The sequence below is a fragment of the Janthinobacterium sp. BJB401 genome, from assembly GCF_013372745.1.
GTDB lineage: Bacteria > Pseudomonadota > Gammaproteobacteria > Burkholderiales > Burkholderiaceae_D > Janthinobacterium > Janthinobacterium rivuli.
Genome location: NZ_JABXFH010000004.1, coordinates 14,303 through 35,370 on the forward strand (window position 1 = coordinate 14,303; position 21,068 = coordinate 35,370).

General features: G+C 64.5%; 17 protein-coding genes. 3 read left to right on the plus strand and 14 right to left on the minus strand.

Annotation, left to right across the window (positions count from 1 at the left end; genetic code table 11):
* Positions 1-29: 29 nt before the first annotated feature.
* The 11 genes from HWE17_RS04205 to HWE17_RS04255 form a co-directional block, all read right to left on the minus strand.
* Entirely contained in the window at positions 30-3,146 is a 3,117-nt protein-coding gene (locus tag HWE17_RS04205) for an efflux RND transporter permease subunit (RefSeq protein ID WP_176387917.1), read from the minus strand.
* A gap of 9 nt (positions 3,147-3,155) precedes the next feature.
* Positions 3,156-4,313, minus strand: a complete 1,158-nt coding sequence (locus HWE17_RS04210) for an efflux RND transporter periplasmic adaptor subunit (RefSeq protein WP_176387918.1) — start codon at positions 4,311-4,313, stop codon at positions 3,156-3,158.
* A 12-nt stretch (positions 4,314-4,325) separates the two neighbouring features.
* On the minus strand, positions 4,326-5,738 hold the full coding sequence (locus HWE17_RS04215) for an efflux transporter outer membrane subunit (protein WP_255206108.1): 1,413 nt from the start codon (positions 5,736-5,738) through the stop codon (positions 4,326-4,328).
* Positions 5,735-6,463, minus strand: a complete 729-nt coding sequence (locus tag HWE17_RS04220) for a CerR family C-terminal domain-containing protein (protein ID WP_176387919.1) — start codon at positions 6,461-6,463, stop codon at positions 5,735-5,737. The genes HWE17_RS04215 and HWE17_RS04220 overlap by 4 nt, the downstream gene beginning before the upstream one ends.
* 264 nt (positions 6,464-6,727) lie before the next feature.
* Positions 6,728-8,089 carry a response regulator gene (locus tag HWE17_RS04225; RefSeq protein ID WP_176387920.1) on the minus strand — a complete coding sequence of 454 codons (1,362 nt, stop codon included), beginning with the start codon at positions 8,087-8,089 and terminating at the stop codon, positions 6,728-6,730.
* 142 nt (positions 8,090-8,231) lie between these two features.
* Positions 8,232-8,966 (minus strand): 2OG-Fe dioxygenase family protein, encoded by a 735-nt coding sequence (locus HWE17_RS04230; RefSeq protein ID WP_035821707.1) that lies wholly within the window; start codon positions 8,964-8,966, stop codon positions 8,232-8,234.
* Between the two features lie 102 nt (positions 8,967-9,068).
* Positions 9,069-11,105: a TonB-dependent receptor gene (locus HWE17_RS04235; RefSeq protein WP_176387921.1), complete on the minus strand. Its 2,037-nt coding sequence runs from the start codon at positions 11,103-11,105 to the stop codon at positions 9,069-9,071.
* Positions 11,106-11,118: 13 nt separating this feature from the next.
* Complete coding sequence (locus HWE17_RS04240; RefSeq protein ID WP_176387922.1) at positions 11,119-11,607, minus strand: DUF6702 family protein; 489 nt, start codon at positions 11,605-11,607, stop codon at positions 11,119-11,121.
* Positions 11,604-13,979, minus strand: a complete 2,376-nt coding sequence (locus HWE17_RS04245; RefSeq protein WP_176387923.1) for a M1 family metallopeptidase — start codon at positions 13,977-13,979, stop codon at positions 11,604-11,606. Before HWE17_RS04245 ends, HWE17_RS04240 begins: the two co-directional genes overlap by 4 nt.
* A 165-nt stretch (positions 13,980-14,144) precedes the next feature.
* On the minus strand, positions 14,145-14,606 hold the full coding sequence (locus tag HWE17_RS04250) for a MarR family winged helix-turn-helix transcriptional regulator (protein WP_176387924.1): 462 nt from the start codon (positions 14,604-14,606) through the stop codon (positions 14,145-14,147).
* A gap of 21 nt (positions 14,607-14,627) precedes the next feature.
* Positions 14,628-15,503, minus strand: a complete 876-nt coding sequence (locus tag HWE17_RS04255; protein WP_176387925.1) for an aldo/keto reductase family oxidoreductase — start codon at positions 15,501-15,503, stop codon at positions 14,628-14,630.
* Between the two features lie 119 nt (positions 15,504-15,622).
* Between HWE17_RS04255 and HWE17_RS04260 the strand changes: the two genes are divergently transcribed.
* Positions 15,623-16,540, plus strand: coding sequence for a LysR family transcriptional regulator (locus tag HWE17_RS04260; RefSeq protein ID WP_176387926.1), 918 nt, complete (start codon positions 15,623-15,625; stop codon positions 16,538-16,540).
* A 5-nt stretch (positions 16,541-16,545) separates the two neighbouring features.
* Here the strand turns inward: HWE17_RS04260 and HWE17_RS04265 are convergent, their stop codons facing one another.
* Positions 16,546-17,367: a sugar phosphate isomerase/epimerase gene (locus HWE17_RS04265; RefSeq protein WP_176387927.1), complete on the minus strand. Its 822-nt coding sequence runs from the start codon at positions 17,365-17,367 to the stop codon at positions 16,546-16,548.
* Positions 17,367-18,206, minus strand: a complete 840-nt coding sequence (locus HWE17_RS04270; protein WP_176387928.1) for a phytanoyl-CoA dioxygenase family protein — start codon at positions 18,204-18,206, stop codon at positions 17,367-17,369. The genes HWE17_RS04265 and HWE17_RS04270 overlap by 1 nt, the downstream gene beginning before the upstream one ends.
* Positions 18,207-18,316: 110 nt before the next feature.
* Here HWE17_RS04270 and HWE17_RS04275 point away from each other — a divergent pair, with 110 nt between their 5' ends.
* Positions 18,317-19,276, plus strand: a complete 960-nt coding sequence (locus HWE17_RS04275) for a LysR family transcriptional regulator (protein ID WP_255206109.1) — start codon at positions 18,317-18,319, stop codon at positions 19,274-19,276.
* Between the two features lie 3 nt (positions 19,277-19,279).
* Here the strand turns inward: HWE17_RS04275 and HWE17_RS04280 are convergent, their stop codons facing one another.
* Positions 19,280-20,350, minus strand: a complete 1,071-nt coding sequence (locus HWE17_RS04280; protein ID WP_176387929.1) for a hypothetical protein — start codon at positions 20,348-20,350, stop codon at positions 19,280-19,282.
* A gap of 258 nt (positions 20,351-20,608) precedes the next feature.
* Between HWE17_RS04280 and HWE17_RS04285 the strand changes: the two genes are divergently transcribed.
* A complete protein-coding gene (locus tag HWE17_RS04285; RefSeq protein WP_255206119.1) occupies positions 20,609-21,055 on the plus strand; it encodes a hypothetical protein in 447 nt (148 codons plus the stop codon).
* Positions 21,056-21,068: the final 13 nt, after the last annotated feature.

A 21,068-nucleotide genomic window follows, 5' to 3' on the forward strand; every position in this document is an offset into this window, starting at 1 on the left:
GGGGGCGATTTTGCAAACAATGGCGGCGCTTATTTTTCCAGCGCCACCTTGTCATCGCGCCGCGGCGGCGCCTTCTGGCGGCGCAGTTTCGCCATGCCGCGCTTGAGCAGGTGCTCCAGGTCGTCGATGTAGGTGAACACGGCCGGCACCACCAGCAGGCTCAATAGGGTCGACGTGATCAGGCCGCCGATGACGGTGATGGCCATCGGCGAACGGAAGCTGGGGTCGGCGCCCCAGCCCAGCGCCAGCGGCATCATGCCGGCGCCCATGGCGATCGTCGTCATCAGGATGGGACGGCTGCGCTTGTGGCAAGCGTCGACCAGCGCGTCGAAGCGGTTCATGCCCGCCTGGCGTGCCAGGATCGCATAGTCGACCAGCAGGATCGAGTTCTTGGTGACGATCCCCATCAGCATGATCAGGCCGATCATCGACGGCATCGACAGGGCGCTGCCCGTGATCAAGAGCGCCACGAAGGCGCCGCCGATCGACAGCGGCAGCGCCGCCAGGATGGTCACCGGCTGCATGAAGTCCTTGAACAGCAGCACCAGCACGCAGTAGATGCACAGCACGCCGATCAGCATGGCCAGGCCGAAGCTGGCGAACAGCGAGGCCATCTCCTGCGCGTCGCCCAGTTCGGCGATCTTCACGGACGGCGGCAGATTCTTCATCGACGGCAGCGCGCGCGCTTCCACGTTCAATTCACCGAGGGTGCGCGAACCGAGTTCCACGTCCAAGGTGACGTTGCGGCTGCGGTTCAATCGGTCGATCTGCGCCGGGCCGCTTTCCATCGTCACCGTGGCCACGTTCGCCAGGCGCACGGGACCATTCTTGCCGGGCACGGTCAGGCGCTCGATGGCGGCCAGGTCGGCGCGCACGCTGTTGGGCAGCTTGACGCGGATCGGCACTTGCCGCTCGGGCAGGTTCATTTTCGTCAGGTCCGTGTCGTAGTCGCCGGCCGTGGCCACGCGCACGGTTTCGCCGATGGCTGCCGCCGTCACGCCCAGGTCGGCCGCCTTGGCGAAATCAGGCCGCACGATGATTTCCGGGCGCACCAGCGAGGCGCTGGAATTGACGTTGCCGATGCCTTTCAGGCCGCGCAGCTCGCGCTCGACCTTTTGCGCCGCCGCCATCAAAGCCACCGGGTCTTCCGAACGCAGCACCAGCTGCATCTTGACCCCCGTGTCGGGCGGGCCCACCGTGAAGCGGGCGCCGGGGATGGTATCGAGCTTGTTGCGCAGCTGGGTTTCCAGGTCCGCCATCGATTCCTTGCGCTCCGTGCGGTGCACGGTGGTCAGGGTCAGCACGGCGCGGCGCGCCTCGGCTGCCGCGCCGGGGGCGAAGGCGTCGCCGCTGGAACCGCCGCCAATTGAACTGAAGACGCCCTGGACACCCGGCGTGCGCATGGCCGCATCGCGCGCCAGGGCTGCCACGGCCTGCGTTTCGCCCAGGGTGGAGCCGGGCGGCAGTTCCAGGTTGATCTGCGTCTGTGCGCGGTCGGCGGCCGGCACGAAGCCGGTCGGCAGCAGCGGCACGAGCGCGATGGCGCCAACGAAGAACAGCGCAGCGGCGATGGCCGTGATGCCGCGATGGTTCAGGCACCAGCGCATGACCGTCAGATAGCGCGTCATCAGCCAGCCATCCTGCTCTTCCTTGTGCGGCAGCGGTTTCAAGATGTAGGCGGCCATCATTGGCGTGAGCAACCGCGCCACCACCAGGGACGCCAGCACGGCCAGCACGGCCGTCCAGCCGAACTGCTTGAAGAACAGGCCGGGAATGCCGCTCATGAAGGCCGTCGGCAGGAACACGGCCACCAGCGCGAACGTGGTGGCGATGACCGCCATGCCGATTTCGTCGGCCGCTTCCATGGCTGCTTCCATCGGCGACTTGCCCATGCGCAGATGGCGCTCGATGTTTTCGATTTCCACGATGGCGTCGTCGACCAGCACGCCGACGACGAGGGCCAGCGACAGCAGGGTGACGGTATTGAGCGTGTAGCCGAACCAGTAGATGCCGAGGAAAGCGGGCATCACGGACAGGGGCAGGGCGGCGGCGGCCACCAGGGTGGCGCGCCAGTCGCGCAGGAACCACCACACCACCAGCACGGCCAGCAGCGCACCTTCATATAGCAGCTCCATCGAGCCGTCGAAGTTTTCCTCGACGGGGAAGGCATTGTCGATCGACTGCTGCAGCACTACGTTCGGGTTTTCTTTCTGCAGGTCGGCGATGGCGTCGCGCGCGCCCTTGGCGACGGCCACTTCGCTGGCGCCCTTGGTGCGGAATACTTCAAAGGCGACGACCGTCTTGCCATCCTGCTCGGCCAGCGCGCGCGGTTCAGCGATGGTGTCGCGCACGGTGGCGACCTGGTCCAGGCGCACATGGCGCCCGTCCGGCAGCGGCACTTCCACGCGCGACAGTTCATCGGCCGTCTTGACGGTGGCGATGGTGCGCACCGACTGTTCGGCGCCGCTGATGTCGCCCCTGCCGCCAGGCGCTTCACGCTGCACCAGGCGCAGCTGGCGCGACACGTCGAGGGCCGACACCTTCAATGCGGCCATGCGCGCCTCGTCGAGTTCCACCTGGATCTCGCGGTAGACGCCGCCGACACGGGTGACGGCGCCCACGCCGGGCACGGTCAAGAGGCGCTTGGCCACCGTGTTGTCGACGAACCAGGACAGGTCGGGCGCATCGAGCGGATTATCGACACCGGACTTCGCCGTGGCGATGAAAGTCAGCACGACCCGTCCGGCCGTGGAAGCCTTGGTGACGGTGGGGTCGCGCAGCTCGGCCGGCATGTCCGCTTTCACGCGGGCGACGGCGTCGCGCACATCGTTGACGGCTTCGGCGATCTGCTTTTCCAGGATGAATTCGACGGTCACCGTGACGACGCCATCGAGCACCTTGGTGTAGATGTTTTTCACGCCTTGCAAGGTGGCGACGGAGTCTTCGATCTTGCGCGCCACTTCCGTTTCCAGCTGGGCCGGCGCGGCGCCGGGCAGCACCGCGCTGACGGTGACGATGGGCAGTTCGATGTCGGGGAAATCCTGCACCGGATTGGCCTTGTAGGCCAGCAGACCGGCCAGGGTCAGCAGCACGAACAGCATGATGGCCGGGATCGGATTCTTGATCGAGAGGGAGGAAAAATTCATGGCCTCTCCTTATTTTTTCACTGCGGCCGGCTTGGCTGCTGCCGGTGCCTGTACATTCCGTACCAGATCGCCGTCATTGAGGAAGCCTGCGCCGCTGACGACAATCGTCGTGTCGGCCGTGATGCCGCCCAGGATTTCAATGCGGTCGCTCAGGCGCCGTCCTGCCTGCACCTTGATCTGGCTGACCCGCTGGTCGGCATTCAGGCGGAAGACATAACTGAAGCCGTCGCGCACGGCAATCGCCTGCTGCGGCACCGTCAGCGCGCCCGAGGTGCCGAGTTCGAATTCGCCGCTGGCGTACATGCCGGCCTTGAACGGCGCATTCGTGCCCGTGCTGGCCGGCAGGTCGACGTACACGAGGGCGGAACGCGTCTGCGGATCGACGGTGGGGGCGATCATGCGCACCTTGCCCGTCAAGACGCTGCCATTGGCCGCCTTCACTTGCGCCAGGGTGCCCGGTTTCAGATTCAGCAGCTCGGTGGCCGTCACTTCGGCGCGCCATTCGAGGCGGCCCTGGCGGATCATGCGGAACAGCTCCGTGCCGGCACCCACCACCGAACCCACGGTGGCCGAGCGCGAAGAGATGATGCCGCTGTCGGGCGCCACCACCTGCGTGTATTTCAGGCGCAGCTGCTGCGACGCCAGCTGCGCCTTGGCCGACGCGATGCGCGCATTGGCCGTCTGTTCGGCCGTCAGGTACTGGCTGATCTGCTGCGCGCTGATGGCGCCCGTGCTTTGCAGCGAGCGGGCGCGCTGCGCGTTGGCGGCCGCTTCCGCGGCATTCGCTTCCGTTTCCAGCACGGCGGCTTTTGCCTGCGCCACGTCGGCGTTCACCGTGTCGTTCGAGAACACGGCCAGCACCTGGCCCGCGCGCACGACGTCGCCCACATTCACGCGCACGTCCGTCAGACGCAAGCCGTTCGATTCGCTGCCGATGACGGCTTCCTGCCAGGCGGCCACGTTGCCGTTGGCCTGCAGCTTGATGGGCAGGCTGGCCGTTTGCGGCTTGGCCGTGGTGACGGTGAGCGCCGGCTTTTGCGCCGCGTTTTTATCCTTGGCGTCGTCGGCCGCGGTGGAGGAAGGGGAGTACAGGGCCACGCCGGCGCCCAGCATCACGCAAAGGGCGGCAAGGGCGAGCGCCATCGGTTTCAAGGTCAGTTTTTTCATGTTGTGTATCCGTCAGGGGGCGTTGTTGGCGATGGCGCTGCTGCTCCAGCCGCCGCCGGCGGCGCGGTACAGCGCCACCCAGGCGGCGCTGCGTTCGCGCTCGAGATTGACCACCGTGTTTTCGGCGGCCAGGCGCGTGCGGCGCGCGTCTTCCAGTTCGATCAGGCTGGCCAGGCCATTCTTGTAGCGGTCCTCGGTGGCGACGAATGACACGCGGTAGCCTTCCAGGGCCGTTTTCGCATGGCTGCTGCGCTCGTCCGTGCTGGCCAGGTTGACCAGTGCCTCTTCCACTTCGCGCACGGCCTGGCGCACGCCGGCGCGGTATTTCACCACGGCTTCGTCGTAGCGCGCCGTGGCCGCGTCGATCTGCGCCCGGCGGGTGCCGCCGTCGAAGATGGGCAGGCTGACGGCCAGCGGGCCGATGCTCCAGGTGCTGGCCGTGATGCTGGTGCCGCCGGCGCGGATATTGCCCTTGCCGATGGAGCCGGCAAGGCTCAGGCGCGGGTAGCGCTGCGCCTGCGCGCCGCGCACTTCGAAGCTGGCGGCCGCCACTTCGCGTTCGGCGCTGTAGATGTCGGGCCGCTGGCCCAGGGTTTGCGCCGGCAGTTCCGCAATCGCCACGGGCGAAGGCAGGATGGCGGGGCTGGCCGCCAGCTTCTCGCGCAGCGATGCTTCCGGCATGGCCGACAAGGCCACCAGCGCCTTGACATTCACGTCGCAGGCGGCCCGTTGTTCGATGGCTCGGCTGGCGCCTTCGGCCGCGCTGGCGCGGGCCAGGGCGGCGTTGGCGGGCGGCTGGAAGCCGGCGCCGGCGCTCAGTTCCGTCAGGCGCGCCGAGTCGCGGCGCGAGACGGCGTCCTGTTCGGACACGGCCTGCAATTGCTGGCAGGTGCGCAAGGCGTAGTACTGGTTCGCCACTTCGGCGGCCACCGAGACGCGCGCTTCATGCCAGAGCGCGCGGGCGCTGTCGTAGCGCTCCTGCGCCGCGTCGCGCGTGGCGCGGTTGGCGCCGAAGACGTCGATTTCCCACGATGCCTGCAAGGCTGCCTGCGAGGTGGTGCCGCCCGGTTGCGCCGATTGCTGGCTGGTGCGCACCACGCTGCCCGTCGCGTCCAAGGTGGGCGCCAGCGCGGCGCCGCTGGCGATGCGGTCCGCGCGCGCCTGCACGATGCGCGTGCCAGCGGCGGCGATGGTCGGGCTGACCTGTTGCGCATCGCTGATCAATTCCACCAGCAGGCTGTCGCCCTGGCCCTGCCACCAGCTGGCCAGGTCCGTCAGCTTGCCGTTGTGCGGCAGCGGCGCCTGCCACTGCGCGGGCGCGCTGGCGGCCACCGCTGCGGGTGGCCCCTGCAGGGCGCAGCCGCCCAGCGCCAGCACGACGCTGGCGGCGAGGACGCGTTGAACGGTGCATCGAATAGTCGTCATGCTGGTCCTTCTGCTTGTCGTTGAGGTGTAGAGAGTGAGGGAGGCATGGCCAGGTGCCGGCGCTCCACGTCGGCCATGGCCAGCGCGTAGTCGGTCAGGCGCGCCAGCCAGGTGTCGATGGCCTGCGGCGATTCCAGCAATTGCGGGCGCAAGGTTTGCAGCACCTCGGTGCCGACCATGTGCTGCAGGGCCAGCGAGGCGATGGAAAACGCCAGCCGGTGCATGTCGTCGCTGTTGTCGGGGGCGCCCAGGTGGCGCGCCAGCACGCGCGTGAGCGCTTCATGTTCGGGACGGATGTTCTGGTCGATCTCGCGCGCCCACAGGCCCGTCGGTTCGAGCATTTCGCGGCACCACAGACGCATGCAGTCGCGCGCGATGTCGCCCTGCTGCATGGGGGCGAGCAGTTGCGCATAGAAGCCTTCCAGGCTTTGGCGCAGGGTGAAATGCGGCTGGTCGAACAGGGCGATATTGTCTTGCGGGTCGGCTGACTGCTGCGCAAAGGCGGCGCGGTACAGGCCCGCCTTGTCGCCAAAATAATAGCTGATGGCCGCTGCGTTGGTGCCGGCCGCCTGCGCCAGTTCACGCGTGGAGGTCTTGGCGTAGCCCTGTTCGGCGAACAGGCGGATGGCGCTATGCAGCAGCCGCTCGCGCGACTGCTCGCCGTCGGAACGGGGCTTGCGCCCGTCGTCGGCGTGGGAAGTGGGGATGGCGGTTTTTTCAATCATGCCGGAGATTTAATCATATATCTCAAACGATTGATATAACTAAGCCGCTTGATTTAGTTAAGAAAGGATGAAGATAATGAAAAACGCAGGCAAAAAAAAGCCCGCGGTTGTATTCGCGGGCTGAATCCAATGTTCGGAGAACGAATTGGAGGAGACAGTTCTACTATAGCGCTGAAAATGGTGCAGTGCAATACCGTAGAACTACTGTATCGGTGCCTTTTCGATGGCAAAAAGCCGGTATTCCATGCTGCGGCGCACAGAAGCTCAGTCCTTGCTGCGCAGGGCCAGTGTAAACGTGCTGCCGGAGCCGTAGTCGCTGTTGAAGAACAGGGCGCCGCCGATGGCGTTGGCCAGGTTCTGGCACAGGTACAGGCCCAATCCCGCGCCTTCCACGTGGCGCGTGGAGGTGGAATCGAGCTGCGAGAAAGCCTGGAACAGCTTTGCCTGGTCTTCTTCCTTGATGCCGGCGCCGCTGTCGGCGATGCTCATTTCCGTCACCTGCACGCCGTCCTCGTCGCGCTGGGACAGGCTGATGCGCACCGTGCCCTGTTCCGTGAACTTGATGGCGTTGTTGAGCAGGTTGATGAGGATTTGCGTCAGCGCGCGGCGGTCCGTGTCGATGATGGCGGGAGATTGGCCCGGCTCGCCCAGTTCGAGTTCCAGCGCCAGGCCTTTTTGCTGGGCCAGGGGGCGCAGGGTGTCTGCCACGTCGGCCATCAGCTCCTGGCAGTGCACGGGTTCGATCGACAGGGTCAGCTTGCCCGCTTCGATTTTGGCCACGTCCAGGATGTCGTTGATCAGCGAGAGCAAATGGCGCGCGCTGGCGCGGATGGTATTGAGCTGCTTGTCTTGGTCGGACGTCAGGGGGCCGGGCAGTTTCATCAGCAGCGCGCCCGTAAACCCGATGATGGCGTTGAGCGGCGTGCGCAGTTCATGCGACATGTTGGCGATGAAGGCCGACTTCATGCGGCTCGCTTCGGCCAGCTCCAGATTTTTCAGGGCGATTTCGCGGTTGATGGTCTCCAGTTCGGCCGCATGGTGCGCCAGGCGCATGTTCAGCTCGATCACCTGGCGTTCGCGCGCCTGCAGTTCACCGTTGACCTGCACCGCCTGTTCATAGGTCGAGATCAGCAGGTCGAGGATTTGCTGGCGTTCCGCATTGATGAAATGCTTCTGGTCGCCCAGGTACAGGGCGATGCCGATTTCCACATTCTGGTTCTTGCGCAGCTTCTGGTTCATCAGCATGTGGCTGATGCGGTTGAGCAGGTAGTCTTCCGCGTAGGGCTTGCGGATGAAATTGTCGGCGCCGCACTCGATGCCGCGGATGATGTCCTTCGGATCGTTGAGCGAGGTGACGAGGATCACGGGGATGTCGCGCAGGGTCGGATCGGACTTGATGGCGCGGCACAGGTCGTAGCCATTCATTTCAGGCATGACGATATCGGACAGCACCAGGTGCGGCTTGCGCTCGCGGATGGCGGCCAGGGCCAGCTGGCCATTCGCCGCCACGCGCGCGTTGTAGTGCAGTGACTGGATCAGGCGGCGCAAGCGCTCCGCCTGGGTCGGGCTATCCTCGACGATCAGGATCTCGATTTCGTCAGGCTTGATTTGGTTGTTGGAGTCCACAGACCTCTCCTAGGATTTCAGTGTGGTGATGCTGGGCGCCGTGAGCGCGCAATATCGACATCGTATGACTATATCGGATTTAGGTCTGCAAAAGTAACTTCCAAGTAACTATTTTGGCCACAGGGAATGCTGTGGCCGCTTGTCAGTTTTCGCCCTGGAACTGGCCTGCGCGATAGGTCAGCACGAGCGTATCGCGGTGTCCGTGGTCGCCGACGGGCTGGATCGGCGTCGATTCATGGATCACGGCAGCGTCATCGAGCAGCAGCAGCGACCACGGTTCGGTCAGGGTAAAGCGCTTGCCGTTGGGGCCGTCCGCTTCGAAGATGCGCGTCTCGCCGCCCTTGACCTGTTCGCGTCCGATCAGCAGCACGGCGACGAAATCGACGCCGTCGCGGTGCGCGCCTTCCGGCGTGGGCCGGCCGATGCCATCGGTCGTATCGATGCGGAACTGGTGCGCCTCGATGAACCAGGGCTGGCTGCCCTTGACCTGCGAGCAGGCGTCGCCCAGCGCGCGGATCAGCTGCTGCCAGGCCGCTTGCGCGACGATAGCCGCTTCGACCGGTTCGAACAGGCGGTGCATGCCGCCGTGCAGGGCGTTGTATTCCACCGGTTGCCAGTGCGGACGGTGCGCCGTCTGCGTCAGACGCTCGCCGTCCTGCACGAAGCACGAGTGGCGCCGGCGGCGATAGCGGCCGCCATCCTTCAGGTAATTGTCCAGCGCCAGGGTATCCCAGCTTGGTTCCAGCGCGCGCAGCGCGGCCAGCGGACAGCCGGCCAGCGCGGCCACGTCCTGCGGACGCAGGACGGCATAGCCGTCATCGCGCAAGGCTTCCTTGACGTGGGACGGGTCGGTAAAGATCGGTGCGGAAGTGCTCATGGCGGTGCGGCCGCAACGCGGCCTGTCTCAGTTTATCCAGCCTGGCATTCTACGACTTCGCGGCGTTTCCTGTGCGGTGCGACAGGAATTATTCTTGTTGCGTTAAAAATTCTTTACCAGGGTCAGGCGCAGCGAGCGCGATTCCACCGGATGGAAGTGGATATCGTCGACGGGCTGCGCCTCGCCGGGCAGGCGCGAGGCATAGTAATAGTCGATGGCCGAGTCGCGCCGGTTGGCCAGGTTGTAGCCTTCCAGTTCCACGCGCAAGGTTTTGTCGATCCGGTAGGCGATACGCCCGTTCAAGCCCACGCTGGCCGACGAGCGCACGCTGTTGTCTTCCACCAGCGGGCGCGGGCCGAAGTAGCGCAGGCGCAAGGAACCCGACCACGGCCCCGATGGCGTCACCGTCATGGCCAGCTGGGCCACGCCTTCGATGGCGCCGGGGATGAAGTCGCCCGCCGGATCGCTGCCGCGCGAACGCGCGCGCGCATACGCGAGGTCCAGGTCCAGCGACATCCAGCTGGCCGCCTTGTAGTAGCTGGAAAACTCGATGCCGTAGCGGCGGCTGGGGCGGCCCGCCTCGGTGGCGCCGGCGTCGCCGATGAACAGCAGTTCGGAATCGAAGTCCAGGCGGTACAGCGACAGCGACGTTTGCAGGCCGGCGATGGCGGCGCTGCGCAAGCCCAGTTCCAGTCCGCGCGAACGCACCAGGGGCGTGACCTTGTCGGCCGCTTCGCCCGATTTCGGATCGACCGTGATCGTCGTGCCGCGCGCGTCGTTGCTGTGAAAGCCATTGCCGATGTTGAGATACGCTTCCGTATCGCGCCACGGTCCGGCGATCACGCTCAGGCTGGGGCTGAACAAATGGTCGCTGGCCTTGCCCGAATTGGCGGCCCGGTCGCTGCGCACGTCGAAGCGGTAGGCGTCCGCGCGCAGGCCGGCCACGGTGCGCAGCCAGCGCGACCAGCGCGTGCTGTTTTCGGCATACACGCCGAGGCTCGATTCGACGATATGGTCTTGCCGCGTGGTCGACAGGATTTGCCGCTGCCGCGTGTTGTACAGGCCATTGTGGATATTGTCGTTCTGTAGCTGCAGGCCGATGGTGGTGTCGCTGCTGCCCCTGTCCGTGTGGCGATGCCAGGTGTGGCTGGCGTTGACGCCGGACGTCACGCGCCGGTCGGGCTGGGCGAACTGGTCGCCGTTATCGGGATCGTCCATCGCATACGTAAAATTCGAGAACAGGGCCAGGCGGTTGGCGATCACATACGCGCTGACCCTGGACGACATGTCGTCCGTAGTCTGGCGCCAGGCGCCCGACAGGCTGTAGCGCTGCGCCTTGCCGCCGTCGCTGGCATCGATGGCGTCGAAGCGGCCCAGGGTGCCGTCCTGCACGGCGCGCAGCGCAATCTGGTCGGTGGCATTCCAGTTGGCGTCATACGCCATCGCCGTGACATTGAAGCCGTTGTTGGCATAGCCTTCGCTGTAGCGCAGCACGCCATTGAGCTTGCGGTAGCGGTCCGGCTGCGTGAAGGGGCCATCGTTATGCTGCGCTTCGAGCGCATACAGCAGGCTGCCGTCGCCCGCATCGTTGGAATCGGCCAGCAGGGCGCGGCGAAAGCCGTTTTGTCCGATGCCCGCGCTGGCGACGCCCTGCGTCAGGCGGTTCGCATAGACGACGGACGCCGCGCCGGCCGAGGAAAAATCGCCTTGCGCGGCCGAATACGGCCCCTTCCTGTAATCGAGGCGCATGGCCAGTTCGGGGATCAAAAAGTTCAGGTCCGTCCAGCCCTGGCCGTGGCCATGGCTGCGCTGGTTGACGGGCATCTCGTCGACGGTGGTGCGCAAGTCCGTGCCGTGATCGAGGTTGAAGCCGCGCAGGTAGAACTGGTTGGCCTTGCCCTCGCCGCTATGCTGGCTGGCGATCAGCCCCGGCACGGCTTCGAGCAATTCGCCGGGCCGGTAGCTGGTGCGTGCGTCGAGCTGCTGTTGCGTGACGCTGCCCGCGTTGGCCGAATCGGCCACGCCTAGCTGGTTCAGACGCGAACCGTCGACCAGCACGCGCTGGAAGATGTCGTCGGCATGGGCGGCGGTGGCGGAAAACAGGGCGGCGAGGAGGAGGGAAAGAGTGCGTGGCGTCATGGTGTAATGGGGCTTAACGGATCGGCAGTTCCGTGTTCTGGCGGTCGAAAATCAGCGTCTGGATGCTGCCGCTGTCCTGCACGTTGAGGGTATTGCGCTGGCTGGGCAGGAAGTCGATCAGCAGCTGGTTGTGGATGCGCGTGGCGGGGGCCAGGCGTGTGCGTTCGAGCTCCTGGAAGATCACCACATTGTCGGCATTGACCTTCATGCCGACCCAGGTCAGGCGCAATCGCTTGCCATCCGGCGCCACCAGGTAAAACTGTTTTTCGACATAGCGGCGCAGCGCCGCTTCGCTGTCTTCCTGGCCCAGGTCGAACTGGCGCTGGTACAGGTTCGTCAGCAGCGCCTCGACGTCGTGGCCCGTGTAGGTGTGCACCACTTCCGTGCTGCCGCTGGCCGCGTTGTAGCTGATGTCGGCGATGCCCATGTGGAAGTTGTGGGCGCCAGCGGCCATGCTGGCGCAGGCCAGCAAGGCGCAAGCCAGCGCGCGCCAGCGCTTCATGCCTCGTCGCCCTTGGCCGAGCCGCCATTCTTGCCTTTCAGCGGCGTATTAAAATCGCGCATCAGGTTATCCTTGGGCGACTTCTCGCTCTTGAACAGCTCCAGGCGCGATGGCGTGATCTTGCGCGGCCAGCTGTTGTTGCTGGTGTCGATGTCGGCCGTTTCCCAGTACGGGTCCTGCACCAGCCCCACCATCGGCTCATCCGTGATGACGACCTTGGTGATTTTCTTCGGCGAATAGCGCCACACTTCGGCCGGCACGCGCTCGACGTACTTCTTGCCGCTTTTCAGTTCGATTTCGAGGATCAGGGGCATGACCATGCCGCCCACGTTCGACAGGTCGACCAGGTACAAATGCTTGCCCTGTTTCAGCAAGTCCTTTTCCCACGGCTCCAGGTTGGCCAGCGCTTCGGCGTAGGTGTTGCGGTCCTTGTTGGTCACCGTGAAATCGTCGTGCTGGTTGTAGAAATCCTTCAGTTCCGGATGTGCATCGACCCGGCGCGGCATGCCCTTGTTGGCGCGGCTCGTGACGGATTCCGGCTGGGCCTCCTTTTGCGCTTTTTTCCACGCTTTTTCCGTGGCCGGATCTTTCGAGCTCACGCCGTATTCGCTGATGCCGTCGATGCTGATGTCGACCGGGTCGGTCGTATAGAACCAGCCGCGCCAGAACCAGTCGAGGTCCGTGCCGGAGGCGTCTTCCATGGTGCGGAAAAAGTCGGCCGGCGTGGGGCGCTTGAACTTCCAGCGCTGCGCATATTCCTTGAACGCGTAGTCGAACAGTTCGCGCCCGAGGATGGTCTCGCGCAGGATGTTCAGGCCCGCCGCCGGCTTGGCGTAGGCATTGTTACCGAACTGCAGCAAGGACTCGGAATTGGTCATGATCGGTACCTGGTCGCGCGAACGCATGTAGTCGACGATCTCGCGTGGCTCGCCGCGCGAGGCCGGGTAGTTTTCTTCCCACGCCTGCTGCGCCAGGTATTGCACGAAGGTGTTGAGGCCTTCGTCCATCCACGTCCACTGGCGCTCGTCCGAGTTGATGATCATCGGGTAGTAGTTGTGGCCCACCTCGTGGATGATCACGCCGATCAGGCCATACTTGGTGCGCTTCGAGTAGGTCAGCTCGCCCGTCTTTTTATCTTTGACGGGACGGGGGCCGTTGAACGAGATCATCGGATACTCCATGCCGCCCACGGGACCGTTGACGGAAATGGCCGTCGGGTACGGGTAGGCTATGCTGTACTTGTTGTACTGTTCTATCGTGTGCACGATGGCTTGCGTGCTGTATTTTTCCCACAGCGGATTGCCCTCTTTCGGATAGTAGGACATGGCCATCACATCGCTGCCGCCCTTCTTGTAGCCCTGCGCATCCCAGATGAACTTGCGGCTCGAGGCCCAGGCGAAGTCGCGCACGTTGGCCGCCTTGAAATGCCACGTCTTTTGCGCGCGGCTCACTGTTTTCTCTGCCGCTTCCGCTTCCTTCTGCGTGACGATGACGACGGGCTTGTCGCTGCTGCGCGCTTTTTCCAGGCGCTCGCGCTGTGCGGACGACAGCACGTCCTGCGGGTTTTGCAGCTGGCCCGTGGAGGCGACGATATGGTCGGCGGGCACCGTCAGCTGCACATCGTAGTCGCCGAACTCCAGCGTGAATTCGCCGGAGCCGAGAAACTGCTTGTGCTGCCAGCCGGCCGCGTCGTAATAGGCCGCCATGCGCGGGAACCACTGCGCCACTTCGAACAGGGCGTTCTTGTCGTCGAAGACTTCATAGCCGGCGCGCCCGCCCAGCACCTTCTGTTCGTTGATGCGGTAATCCCAGTCGATCTGGAAGACGAAATCCTGGCCCGGTTTCAATGGCTGCGGCAAGTCGATGCGCATCATGGTGCGGTTCACAACATATTTCAACGGCTGGCCATCGGCGCCTTTCAAGGCGCGGATATTGAAGCCACCCTGGAAGTCGCCGCGCGCCAGGATGCCGCGCAAGCCTTCGAATTTCATGGTGTCTTCGCCCGCCGTCCTGGCCCACGCCTGGCGCGACGGTGCCGTGGCCATGCGGCGCGCGTCGGAATCGGGCTTGTAGATATTCTGGTCCAGCTGTACCCACAGGTAGCCGAGGGTGTCGGGCGACTGGTTATGGTAGGTGATGGTGCCGCTGCCGGCGATTTCGCGCTTGGCTTCATCGAGGGTGGCGCGGATCGTGTAGTCGGCGCGCTGCTGCCAGTAGGCGTGGCCAGGCGCGCCGGAGGCGGTGCGGTAGGTATTCGGGGTGGGCAACACTTCTTCGAGCTGGCGGAATTTGTCGTCGAATGGCTCGGCAGCGAAGGCCGACACGGTAAAGCAGAGAGCCAGCGAGGCTACGGAGCCGAAAGGTATGCGCATATTCACCCTGATGTTGTTGTAAGGAAATAGTGGCAACTATTCTATACGCAGGGTGAGGCCATCCATGTATCGATTTGTAATAAAGAAAGGTGGATTTTGCGCCAGCTTTTGCCTGGCGCCGTCGAGGCAATGCTTTACCTGATTTTGCTCGGGAAAGCGGGGCTTTTACTCACTTTTCATCAGGCTGTCGCGCAACTGGTTCAGCTGTTGTTTCATGTCCACAACCTGCTCCACGCTGCAGTGGCTGGCCGTCAGGATCGCTTCGGGCAGCAGGGCCGCTTCGTGGCGCAGCTGGTCGCCCTGCTGCGTGAGGGAAATGATGACCAGGCGCTCGTCGCTGGCGGCGCGCGTGCGCGTGAGCAAACCCGATTGCTCCATGCGCTTGAGCAAGGGCGTCAGGGTGGCCGAGTCGAGGAACAGGCGCTCGCCCACTTCCGACACCGTCAAGCCGTCGCGTTCCCACAGCACCATCATTACCAGGTATTGCGAATAGGTGAGGCCGAGCTTGCGCAGCAGCTTGCGGTACAGCTTGTTCATGGCAAGCGAGGTCGAGTACAGCGCAAAGCACAGCTGGCCGTCCAGGCGCGGCACCTGGTGCAAGGGATTGGGAGCGGTAGTGGTATCCATGGGCACAGTATATATAGTGCGCTACTTAGTTGCAAGCGACCTCAATGCTTCCAGCGCCTGTGCATCGAGCCTGAGCGCGCCCGCCGCGACGTTCTCGCGCAGATGCGCCACCGACGAGGTGCCGGGAATGACCAGCACATTCGGCGCGCGCTGCAGCAGCCAGGCCAGCGCCACCTGCATCGGCGTCGCTTGCATGGCGGCCGCCACCTGGTTCAGGGTGTCGGACTGCAACGGCGAGAAGCCACCGAGGGGAAAGAACGGCACATAGGCGATGCCTTGCGCGGCCAGGGTGTCGATCAGCGCATCGTCCGCGCGGTGCGCCAGGTTGTAGTGGTTCTGCACGCAGACGATGGGGCTGATGCGCTGTGCCTCGGCCACCTGGCCCGCATCGACATTGGACAGGCCGATATGGCGCACCAGGCCTTCGCGCTGCAGCTGCACCAATGTGTCCAGCGGTTCGGCAAGCGACGAGCCGTCCGGGCCGGCCATGCCCGGCGCGCGCAGGTTGACCACGTCGAGCACGTCCAGGCCCAGGTTGCGCAGGTTGTCGTGCACGGCGTTGCGCAATTGCTGTGGCGACGCGGCCGGCAGCCAGGACTGGTCGGCGCCGCGCACGAAGCCGATCTTGGTGACGATGGTCAAACCGTCGCGGTAGGGATGCAGCGCCTCGCGGATGATCTGGTTGGTGACGTGCGGGCCGTAAAAGTCCGAGGTGTCGATATGGTTGACGCCCAGTTCGATGGCTTCGCGCAGCACGGCGACGGCGGCGGCGCGGTCTTTCGGCGGCCCCCAGACGTGCGGGCCGGCCAGTTGCATGGCGCCGTAGCCGAGGCGGTTGAATCCGATGTCGCAATGGGCGGGCGTGAATTGGTCGCGGGCGGGGGAATACGTGTGCATGGCAGCTCCTGTGTGGTGGTCGAGTAAGGAGCCACCATCGTAAGGCTGATTGCGCTGTATGATAATCGGGTCAATCCGGCACAGGCTGTACTCATTTACGCACAATGAAAGCATTCCTCATGCATGCAGACAGCCCTTCCATGGCCGACCTGGCCGCCTTTGCCCTGGTGGCCCGGCACCGGGGTTTTCGCCAGGCCGCGCGCGCCAGCGGCCAGTCCGCGTCCGCCATGAGCGAGGCGCTGCGGCGGCTGGAGCAGCAACTGGGCATCCGCCTGCTGGAACGCACGACGCGCAGCGTCACGCCGACGGCGGCTGGTGCGCTGCTGCTGACGCGCTTGCGCCCGGCGCTTGAGGAAGTGAGCAGCGCGCTCGACGTGCTGAACGACTTGCGCGACAGCCCGCGCGGCACCTTGCGTCTGAACGTGCCGGTCAACGCGGCGCGCTTCTTCCTGCAGCCCATGGTCGACCAGTTCCTGCGCGCCTATCCCCAGATCAGGGTCGAGCTGGTGGTCGATAATAATTTTGTCGATGTCGTCGCCAGTGGCTGCGACGCGGGCATCCGTTATGGCGAGCGGCTGGAGCAGGACATGATCGCCATCCCGATCGGCCCGCGCACGCAGCGCTTCGCGGTGGCGGGCGCGCCGTCCTACCTGGCGCAGCGCGGCGTGCCCGTGCATCCGCGCGACCTGCTGCAGCACGCCTGCCTGCTGGGAAAATTCCTCAGTGGCGCGGTGCCACCATGGGAGTTCGAGCGGGATGGGCAAAAAGTGAGCGTGGAGCCGGACGGCCCCGTGATCGTCACGCCGACGGCGGCTGATTTTGCGGTCAGCATGGCCATCGCCGGCCATGGCCTCGTGTATCTGTTTGAAGAGTGGCTGCAGCCATATATCGATGCGGGCCAGCTGCAGCCCGTGCTGGAAGACTGGGCGATGCCCTTTCCCGGCCCGTTTTTATACTATGCGGGCCGGCGCCATCTGCCTGCGCCGCTGCGCACCTTCATCGATTTCGTGCAGGCCAATTTTGCGCAGCTTCCGTAGTTTCCTTACTCCGCCGGATAGCGTGCGCGCAGCAACTGCAGCATCGCGACATTCTGTTCCCACGCGTCGCTCACGGGCTGCTGCGTGTAAGGCAGGGTTTGCGTGTAGGGCGCGGGACCGAATTCCGGCGTGAACGTCATGCGCTCGGCGCCAGCCGCGCGGCGCAGGGCGACGATGGCGTCCCACCAGGCCAGGTGGACATCGAGCGCCGGTTTCGCTTCCGGCGCGCGGAAGTCGGCTACCTGCGGACCTTGCGCATGGCCCACGCGCGCATGCACGTGACGCACCAGCGGCAGCACTTGCGCCAAGGTCTGCGGCTGGTCTTCCAGCAAGGACTCGCAGGCGCAGCACCAGTGCGACAGGTCGGCCGTCAACGGCAGCTCGGGATACTGCTGCAGATACGGCAGCAGCAGCATCGGGTGGCCGGAAAAACGGCTGCGGTGGATTTCATGCACGATCGGCACGCCGTGCTTTGCCGAGATGGCGGCGGCCAGGTCGATCAGCTGCGCGTTCTGCGCCTGGCTGTAGTAATCCTTGCCCGTGTGCGTGTTGACCAGCACGGGGCGCGCCAGGCAGGCGTTGGCCAGCAGTTCCGCCAGGGCGGCATGGTGCAGCTCGAAGTCGCTGTGGAACACGGTTTCCCACTGCGCGGCGATCAGTTGCAGCCCTGCCTTGGCGATGCGATCCGTCCATTCCTCGCGCAGGGCCGCGTCCAGTGGCAGCGACATCTCGATGCCGTCGAAACCGGCCGCCAACACTTTGTCGATGAAGACGTCGGGCGGCAGCGCGTTATTGCCCCAGTGGGCGGCGAAAACCTCGATGCGCATCAGACGAAGCCCCGCACGGGGAAGGAGTCGTCGCGCTGTATCCAGTTGTGGGCCGCGTATTGCGTCTGGCCGTCGGTGGCGTGCAAGGTGTAGGCGTGGCGCGAGACGGGCGAGCGGTTCGGCGCGCTGTAATGGGGCAGCAAGCCGTGGAAGCAGACGAGGGCGCCCGCCTTGACTTCCAAGGGCACGGCCGTGCTGTCGTCGGGCCATGGCGTGGCGTCGAGTTTTTCCACGCGCACGGCGTCGCCGTTGCGGATGAAGCGTTCGCGCAGGGGGCCGCGGTGGCCGCCCGGTTCGGCCCACAGGCAGCCGTTGTCCAGGGTCGCGTCTTCCAGCGCGAACCAGAAGGTGGTCACGCTGATGGGCGTGGTCTCGAAATACGTGGCGTCCTGGTGCCAGCGCACTTCGCCGCCGATGCCGGGCTGCTTGAAGATGTACATCGATTGCCACACCTGCGCATCCGCCAGACCCAGGTCACGCGCCACTGCTGCCAGTTTCGGATCTGCCGAAAAGCTGCGGAAGACGGGATCCAGGTCATGCATGGCGTGGCCGATCTTGTTGATCGACAGGGATTTCGCCTGCTTCAATTGACCGTCCGGACCGAACGCTTCTTCTTCGAAGAAGCAGCGGATGGTGTTGTCGGAAGCGAGAAAATAATCGTTGGTGTTTTTTGCCTGGTCGCGCGTGGTGAAGATCGACTGGCTGACGCTGGGATCGAATTCGTTGACAATCTGCTCGGCGCGCGCGCGCAGGGCGGCGATGTCGTCCGCACCCTTGAAATCGGGCAGGATGATGTAGCCGTCACGTTGATACTGTTCTTGTTGTTCGATCGTTAGCATGGCGGCGGCTCCGGAAGGTCTATGGAAAGCGCCATTGTAGGATGGGCGAGGGCGGCAAACAATCGCCCAGCGGTTGACAGATTGTCGCCAAAGCGCAGACAATCTTTGACATGGATCAACTAAAAGCGATGGAAATCTTTGTCGAAGTGGCGCGCCAGCGCAGCTTTACGGTGGCCGGCCAGCGCCTGGGCCTGACGCGCGCCATGGTCAGCAAGACCATCATGCAGCTGGAAGAACGCCTGCATGCACGCCTGCTGCACCGCTCCACGCGCGAAGTAAGCTTGACGGACGCGGGCCGCGCCTACCTGGCGCCGTGCATGGCCACCGTCAGCCAGGCGCAGGAAGCGGCGCGCATGGTGGCGCACGTGGCGCAGGCGGGAGCGGGGGCGGAGCTGGCCGGGCCGCTGCGCATCCAGGCGCCGTCGAGTTTCGGCAGCGCGTGGCTGGCCGACGCCGTTGCCCGTTTCAGCCTGCTGCACCCGCAGGTGCAAGCCGAGTTGTTTGTCGACGACGCCCTGCTCGACCCGATACGCCACGGTTTTGATTTGACCATCCGCGTGGGCGGCATCCCGGACAGCAGCGCGCTGGCCATGCGGCCTTTGGCGCCGTGCCGCGCCGTGCTGTGCGCCAGCCCCGCCTACCTGGCGCAATGGGGCGTGCCGCGCACGCCGCAAGAGCTGTTGCAGCACCAGTGCCTGCATTTCAGTCACCTGACCGATGGCACGAACTGGCATTTCCAGCGTGGAGAAGGTGAGTCGCGCGAGGAAGTGAGCGTGCGCGTGCAGGCGGGGTTTACGGCGAATAACGGCCTGGTGCTGCACCAGGCGGCGCAGCGGGGGCTCGGCATCGTCTACAGCACCACGTTCCTCGCCTGGCGCAACCTGCTCGATGGCAGCCTGGTGCCCGTGCTGATGGACTGGGAACTGCCCTTGAATCACTTGAGCGCCCTGTATCCGGCCAGCCGCCAACCCTCGCCCAAGGTGCGCGCGCTGATCGATTTCCTCGTGGCCGAATACCAGCCCGTGCCGCCATGGGACCGCGAGCTGGAAGCGGCAGGTTTTTTCAGCTGAAGGTTAATTGAAGGCGACCGGTTCCACCGTCCATGCGCCATCGGCGTACACGCGCTCATCGTCCAGGTAGACGGCCTCGGTGACGGCGAAGATATCGACGTGGTAGCGCGCATCCTTGCGCTTGAATTGCGGCTTTGTGTAGACGCCGTGCTTGGCGCCCAGCGACAGATGGATGCCGCACATGCGTTCATACGTGCCGATGTCGTTGACCAGCTGCTCGCGCGAAAAGGCGCGGTTCATGCCGAAGCCCAGCTCGCGCACCCACACCTCGCCTTCGTGCGCACGAATGATCTCCAGCATGGCCAAAAATTCCGGCGTGGCGTTTTCCGTGCCCGTGACTCTGCCCTTGTCGATGATCAGGGTGATCGGCGTGTCGGGGCGGTTGACCATGAAGTGCGTGTCGCCAAAAACGAAAATGCGCACGCGGCCGTTCACCGCTTCCAGGTCCTGCGCTTCCGTAAACACTTCGCCCAGCGGGAACTGGCCGCCGATATTGTTCATGCCGCAGTAGTCGCCGATATTGAGCTTGGCCGATTCGAACGGCGAAGCGAAGACCAGCTGCTCGCCGCCGCTGTCGACCATGCCGTGGCGGGCTTTGTCGATGCGCGTCTTCAGCGCATGGCCGACGCCGCGATAGTAGGCGGGGTCGTAGGCCAGCGAAGCGATGTAATGCAGCCCTTGCACGCCGGGCATGCGCGACAGGTGCACGTGCTCGATCACTTTCAGGCCCCGCTTGAACAGTTCGATGCGGATGCGGAACGCTTCCAGGCGGAAGCTGGTCGACTGGATCAGCACGACGAGGCTGCCGGCCGGCAGTTCGGCAAACGCGGCCAGCACGGCGTCGGGCGTGACCTCGTCGAAATCGATGAAGGCCGCGTCCGGCAAGGCCTGGCGATACGCTTCCGTCAGGACGACGTTGAGCCAGCTGCGCTTGTCGCAGACGATCAGGGCCGGTTCGTCCGGGCGGTGGTAGATGGCCATGGCCAGCAAGTCGGCCACGTTTTGCGCGGCCACTTCGGTGGCGGCGGCGCTGATGGCGTCGAGCCGGCTGGTGTCATTCTCGGGAAGCGTCATGGTGCGAAGGTGGGGGACGTGAAGTAATCGCAGCATTATAAGGCGATTGCCCCGGACGCCACCATTCCCCATCCGGCGCAGGACGGGCGGCCGCCATGCCGCTGATTATCTTGTGTAGTGCTTTACGGCAATGTATTATTTGATAAACACAGCCTGGCAGCGGCCCGGCGCAGCGGCAAACGCACGCATGCGCAGGGAGTCCGCTTTCAGTGATGCAGGGACAACAAGCCAGCAGGCAATGATTAAGAGTGTGATGTGATGAGCATAATCGGACAAGATATTCCCATGGAGCGGCCGGATACGGATGGGCGCGCCGCCGTCTTCGTTCCCGTCACGGGCGTCAAGGAAGATGTCCTGTTGACCATACGCAAGGGTGCGGCCATCGTCGGCTTTGCCAACCACGACCGTACCATCACCGTGTATTTTGAAAGCAATCGCTTTGATGATCCCGTGCTGGCCAAGTGGGAACACAAGGCGCGCAAGGCCTACGACCGCCTGGTCGACAATGCGCCCACCGTATCGAAACTGACCACCAGTCCCGCCAATTTCGAGCAGATCGGCTATATCAATGGCAAGGGCATCACGATACGCCGCATGGAAAGCCTGCAGCGCTGGCTTGCGTATTCGGAGGCGATGGATACTTGCCCGGCGACGGATATCATTCCGCGCACGCTTATTGCCAAGGCTGAAAGCGTCAAGGTGTAGGTGTGCATACGGG

Excerpts from the sequence above, each read along its gene's own strand:
- HWE17_RS04205 (WP_176387917.1), bottom strand. The coding sequence starts at position 3,146 with ATGAATTTTTCCTCCCTCTCGATCAAGAATCCGATCCCGGCCATCATG.
- HWE17_RS04210 (WP_176387918.1), bottom strand. The coding sequence starts at position 4,313 with ATGAAAAAACTGACCTTGAAACCGATGGCGCTCGCCCTTGCCGCCCTT.
- HWE17_RS04215 (WP_255206108.1), bottom strand. The coding sequence starts at position 5,738 with ATGACGACTATTCGATGCACCGTTCAACGCGTCCTCGCCGCCAGCGTC.
- HWE17_RS04220 (WP_176387919.1), bottom strand. The coding sequence starts at position 6,463 with ATGATTGAAAAAACCGCCATCCCCACTTCCCACGCCGACGACGGGCGC.
- HWE17_RS04230 (WP_035821707.1), bottom strand. The coding sequence starts at position 8,966 with ATGAGCACTTCCGCACCGATCTTTACCGACCCGTCCCACGTCAAGGAA.
- HWE17_RS04235 (WP_176387921.1), bottom strand. The coding sequence starts at position 11,105 with ATGACGCCACGCACTCTTTCCCTCCTCCTCGCCGCCCTGTTTTCCGCC.
- HWE17_RS04240 (WP_176387922.1), bottom strand. The coding sequence starts at position 11,607 with ATGAAGCGCTGGCGCGCGCTGGCTTGCGCCTTGCTGGCCTGCGCCAGC.
- HWE17_RS04245 (WP_176387923.1), bottom strand. The coding sequence starts at position 13,979 with ATGCGCATACCTTTCGGCTCCGTAGCCTCGCTGGCTCTCTGCTTTACC.
- HWE17_RS04250 (WP_176387924.1), bottom strand. The coding sequence starts at position 14,606 with ATGGATACCACTACCGCTCCCAATCCCTTGCACCAGGTGCCGCGCCTG.
- HWE17_RS04255 (WP_176387925.1), bottom strand. The coding sequence starts at position 15,503 with ATGCACACGTATTCCCCCGCCCGCGACCAATTCACGCCCGCCCATTGC.
- HWE17_RS04260 (WP_176387926.1), top strand. The coding sequence starts at position 15,623 with ATGCATGCAGACAGCCCTTCCATGGCCGACCTGGCCGCCTTTGCCCTG.
- HWE17_RS04265 (WP_176387927.1), bottom strand. The coding sequence starts at position 17,367 with ATGCGCATCGAGGTTTTCGCCGCCCACTGGGGCAATAACGCGCTGCCG.
- HWE17_RS04270 (WP_176387928.1), bottom strand. The coding sequence starts at position 18,206 with ATGCTAACGATCGAACAACAAGAACAGTATCAACGTGACGGCTACATC.
- HWE17_RS04275 (WP_255206109.1), top strand. The coding sequence starts at position 18,317 with ATGGATCAACTAAAAGCGATGGAAATCTTTGTCGAAGTGGCGCGCCAG.
- HWE17_RS04280 (WP_176387929.1), bottom strand. The coding sequence starts at position 20,350 with ATGACGCTTCCCGAGAATGACACCAGCCGGCTCGACGCCATCAGCGCC.
- HWE17_RS04285 (WP_255206119.1), top strand. The coding sequence starts at position 20,609 with ATGAGCATAATCGGACAAGATATTCCCATGGAGCGGCCGGATACGGAT.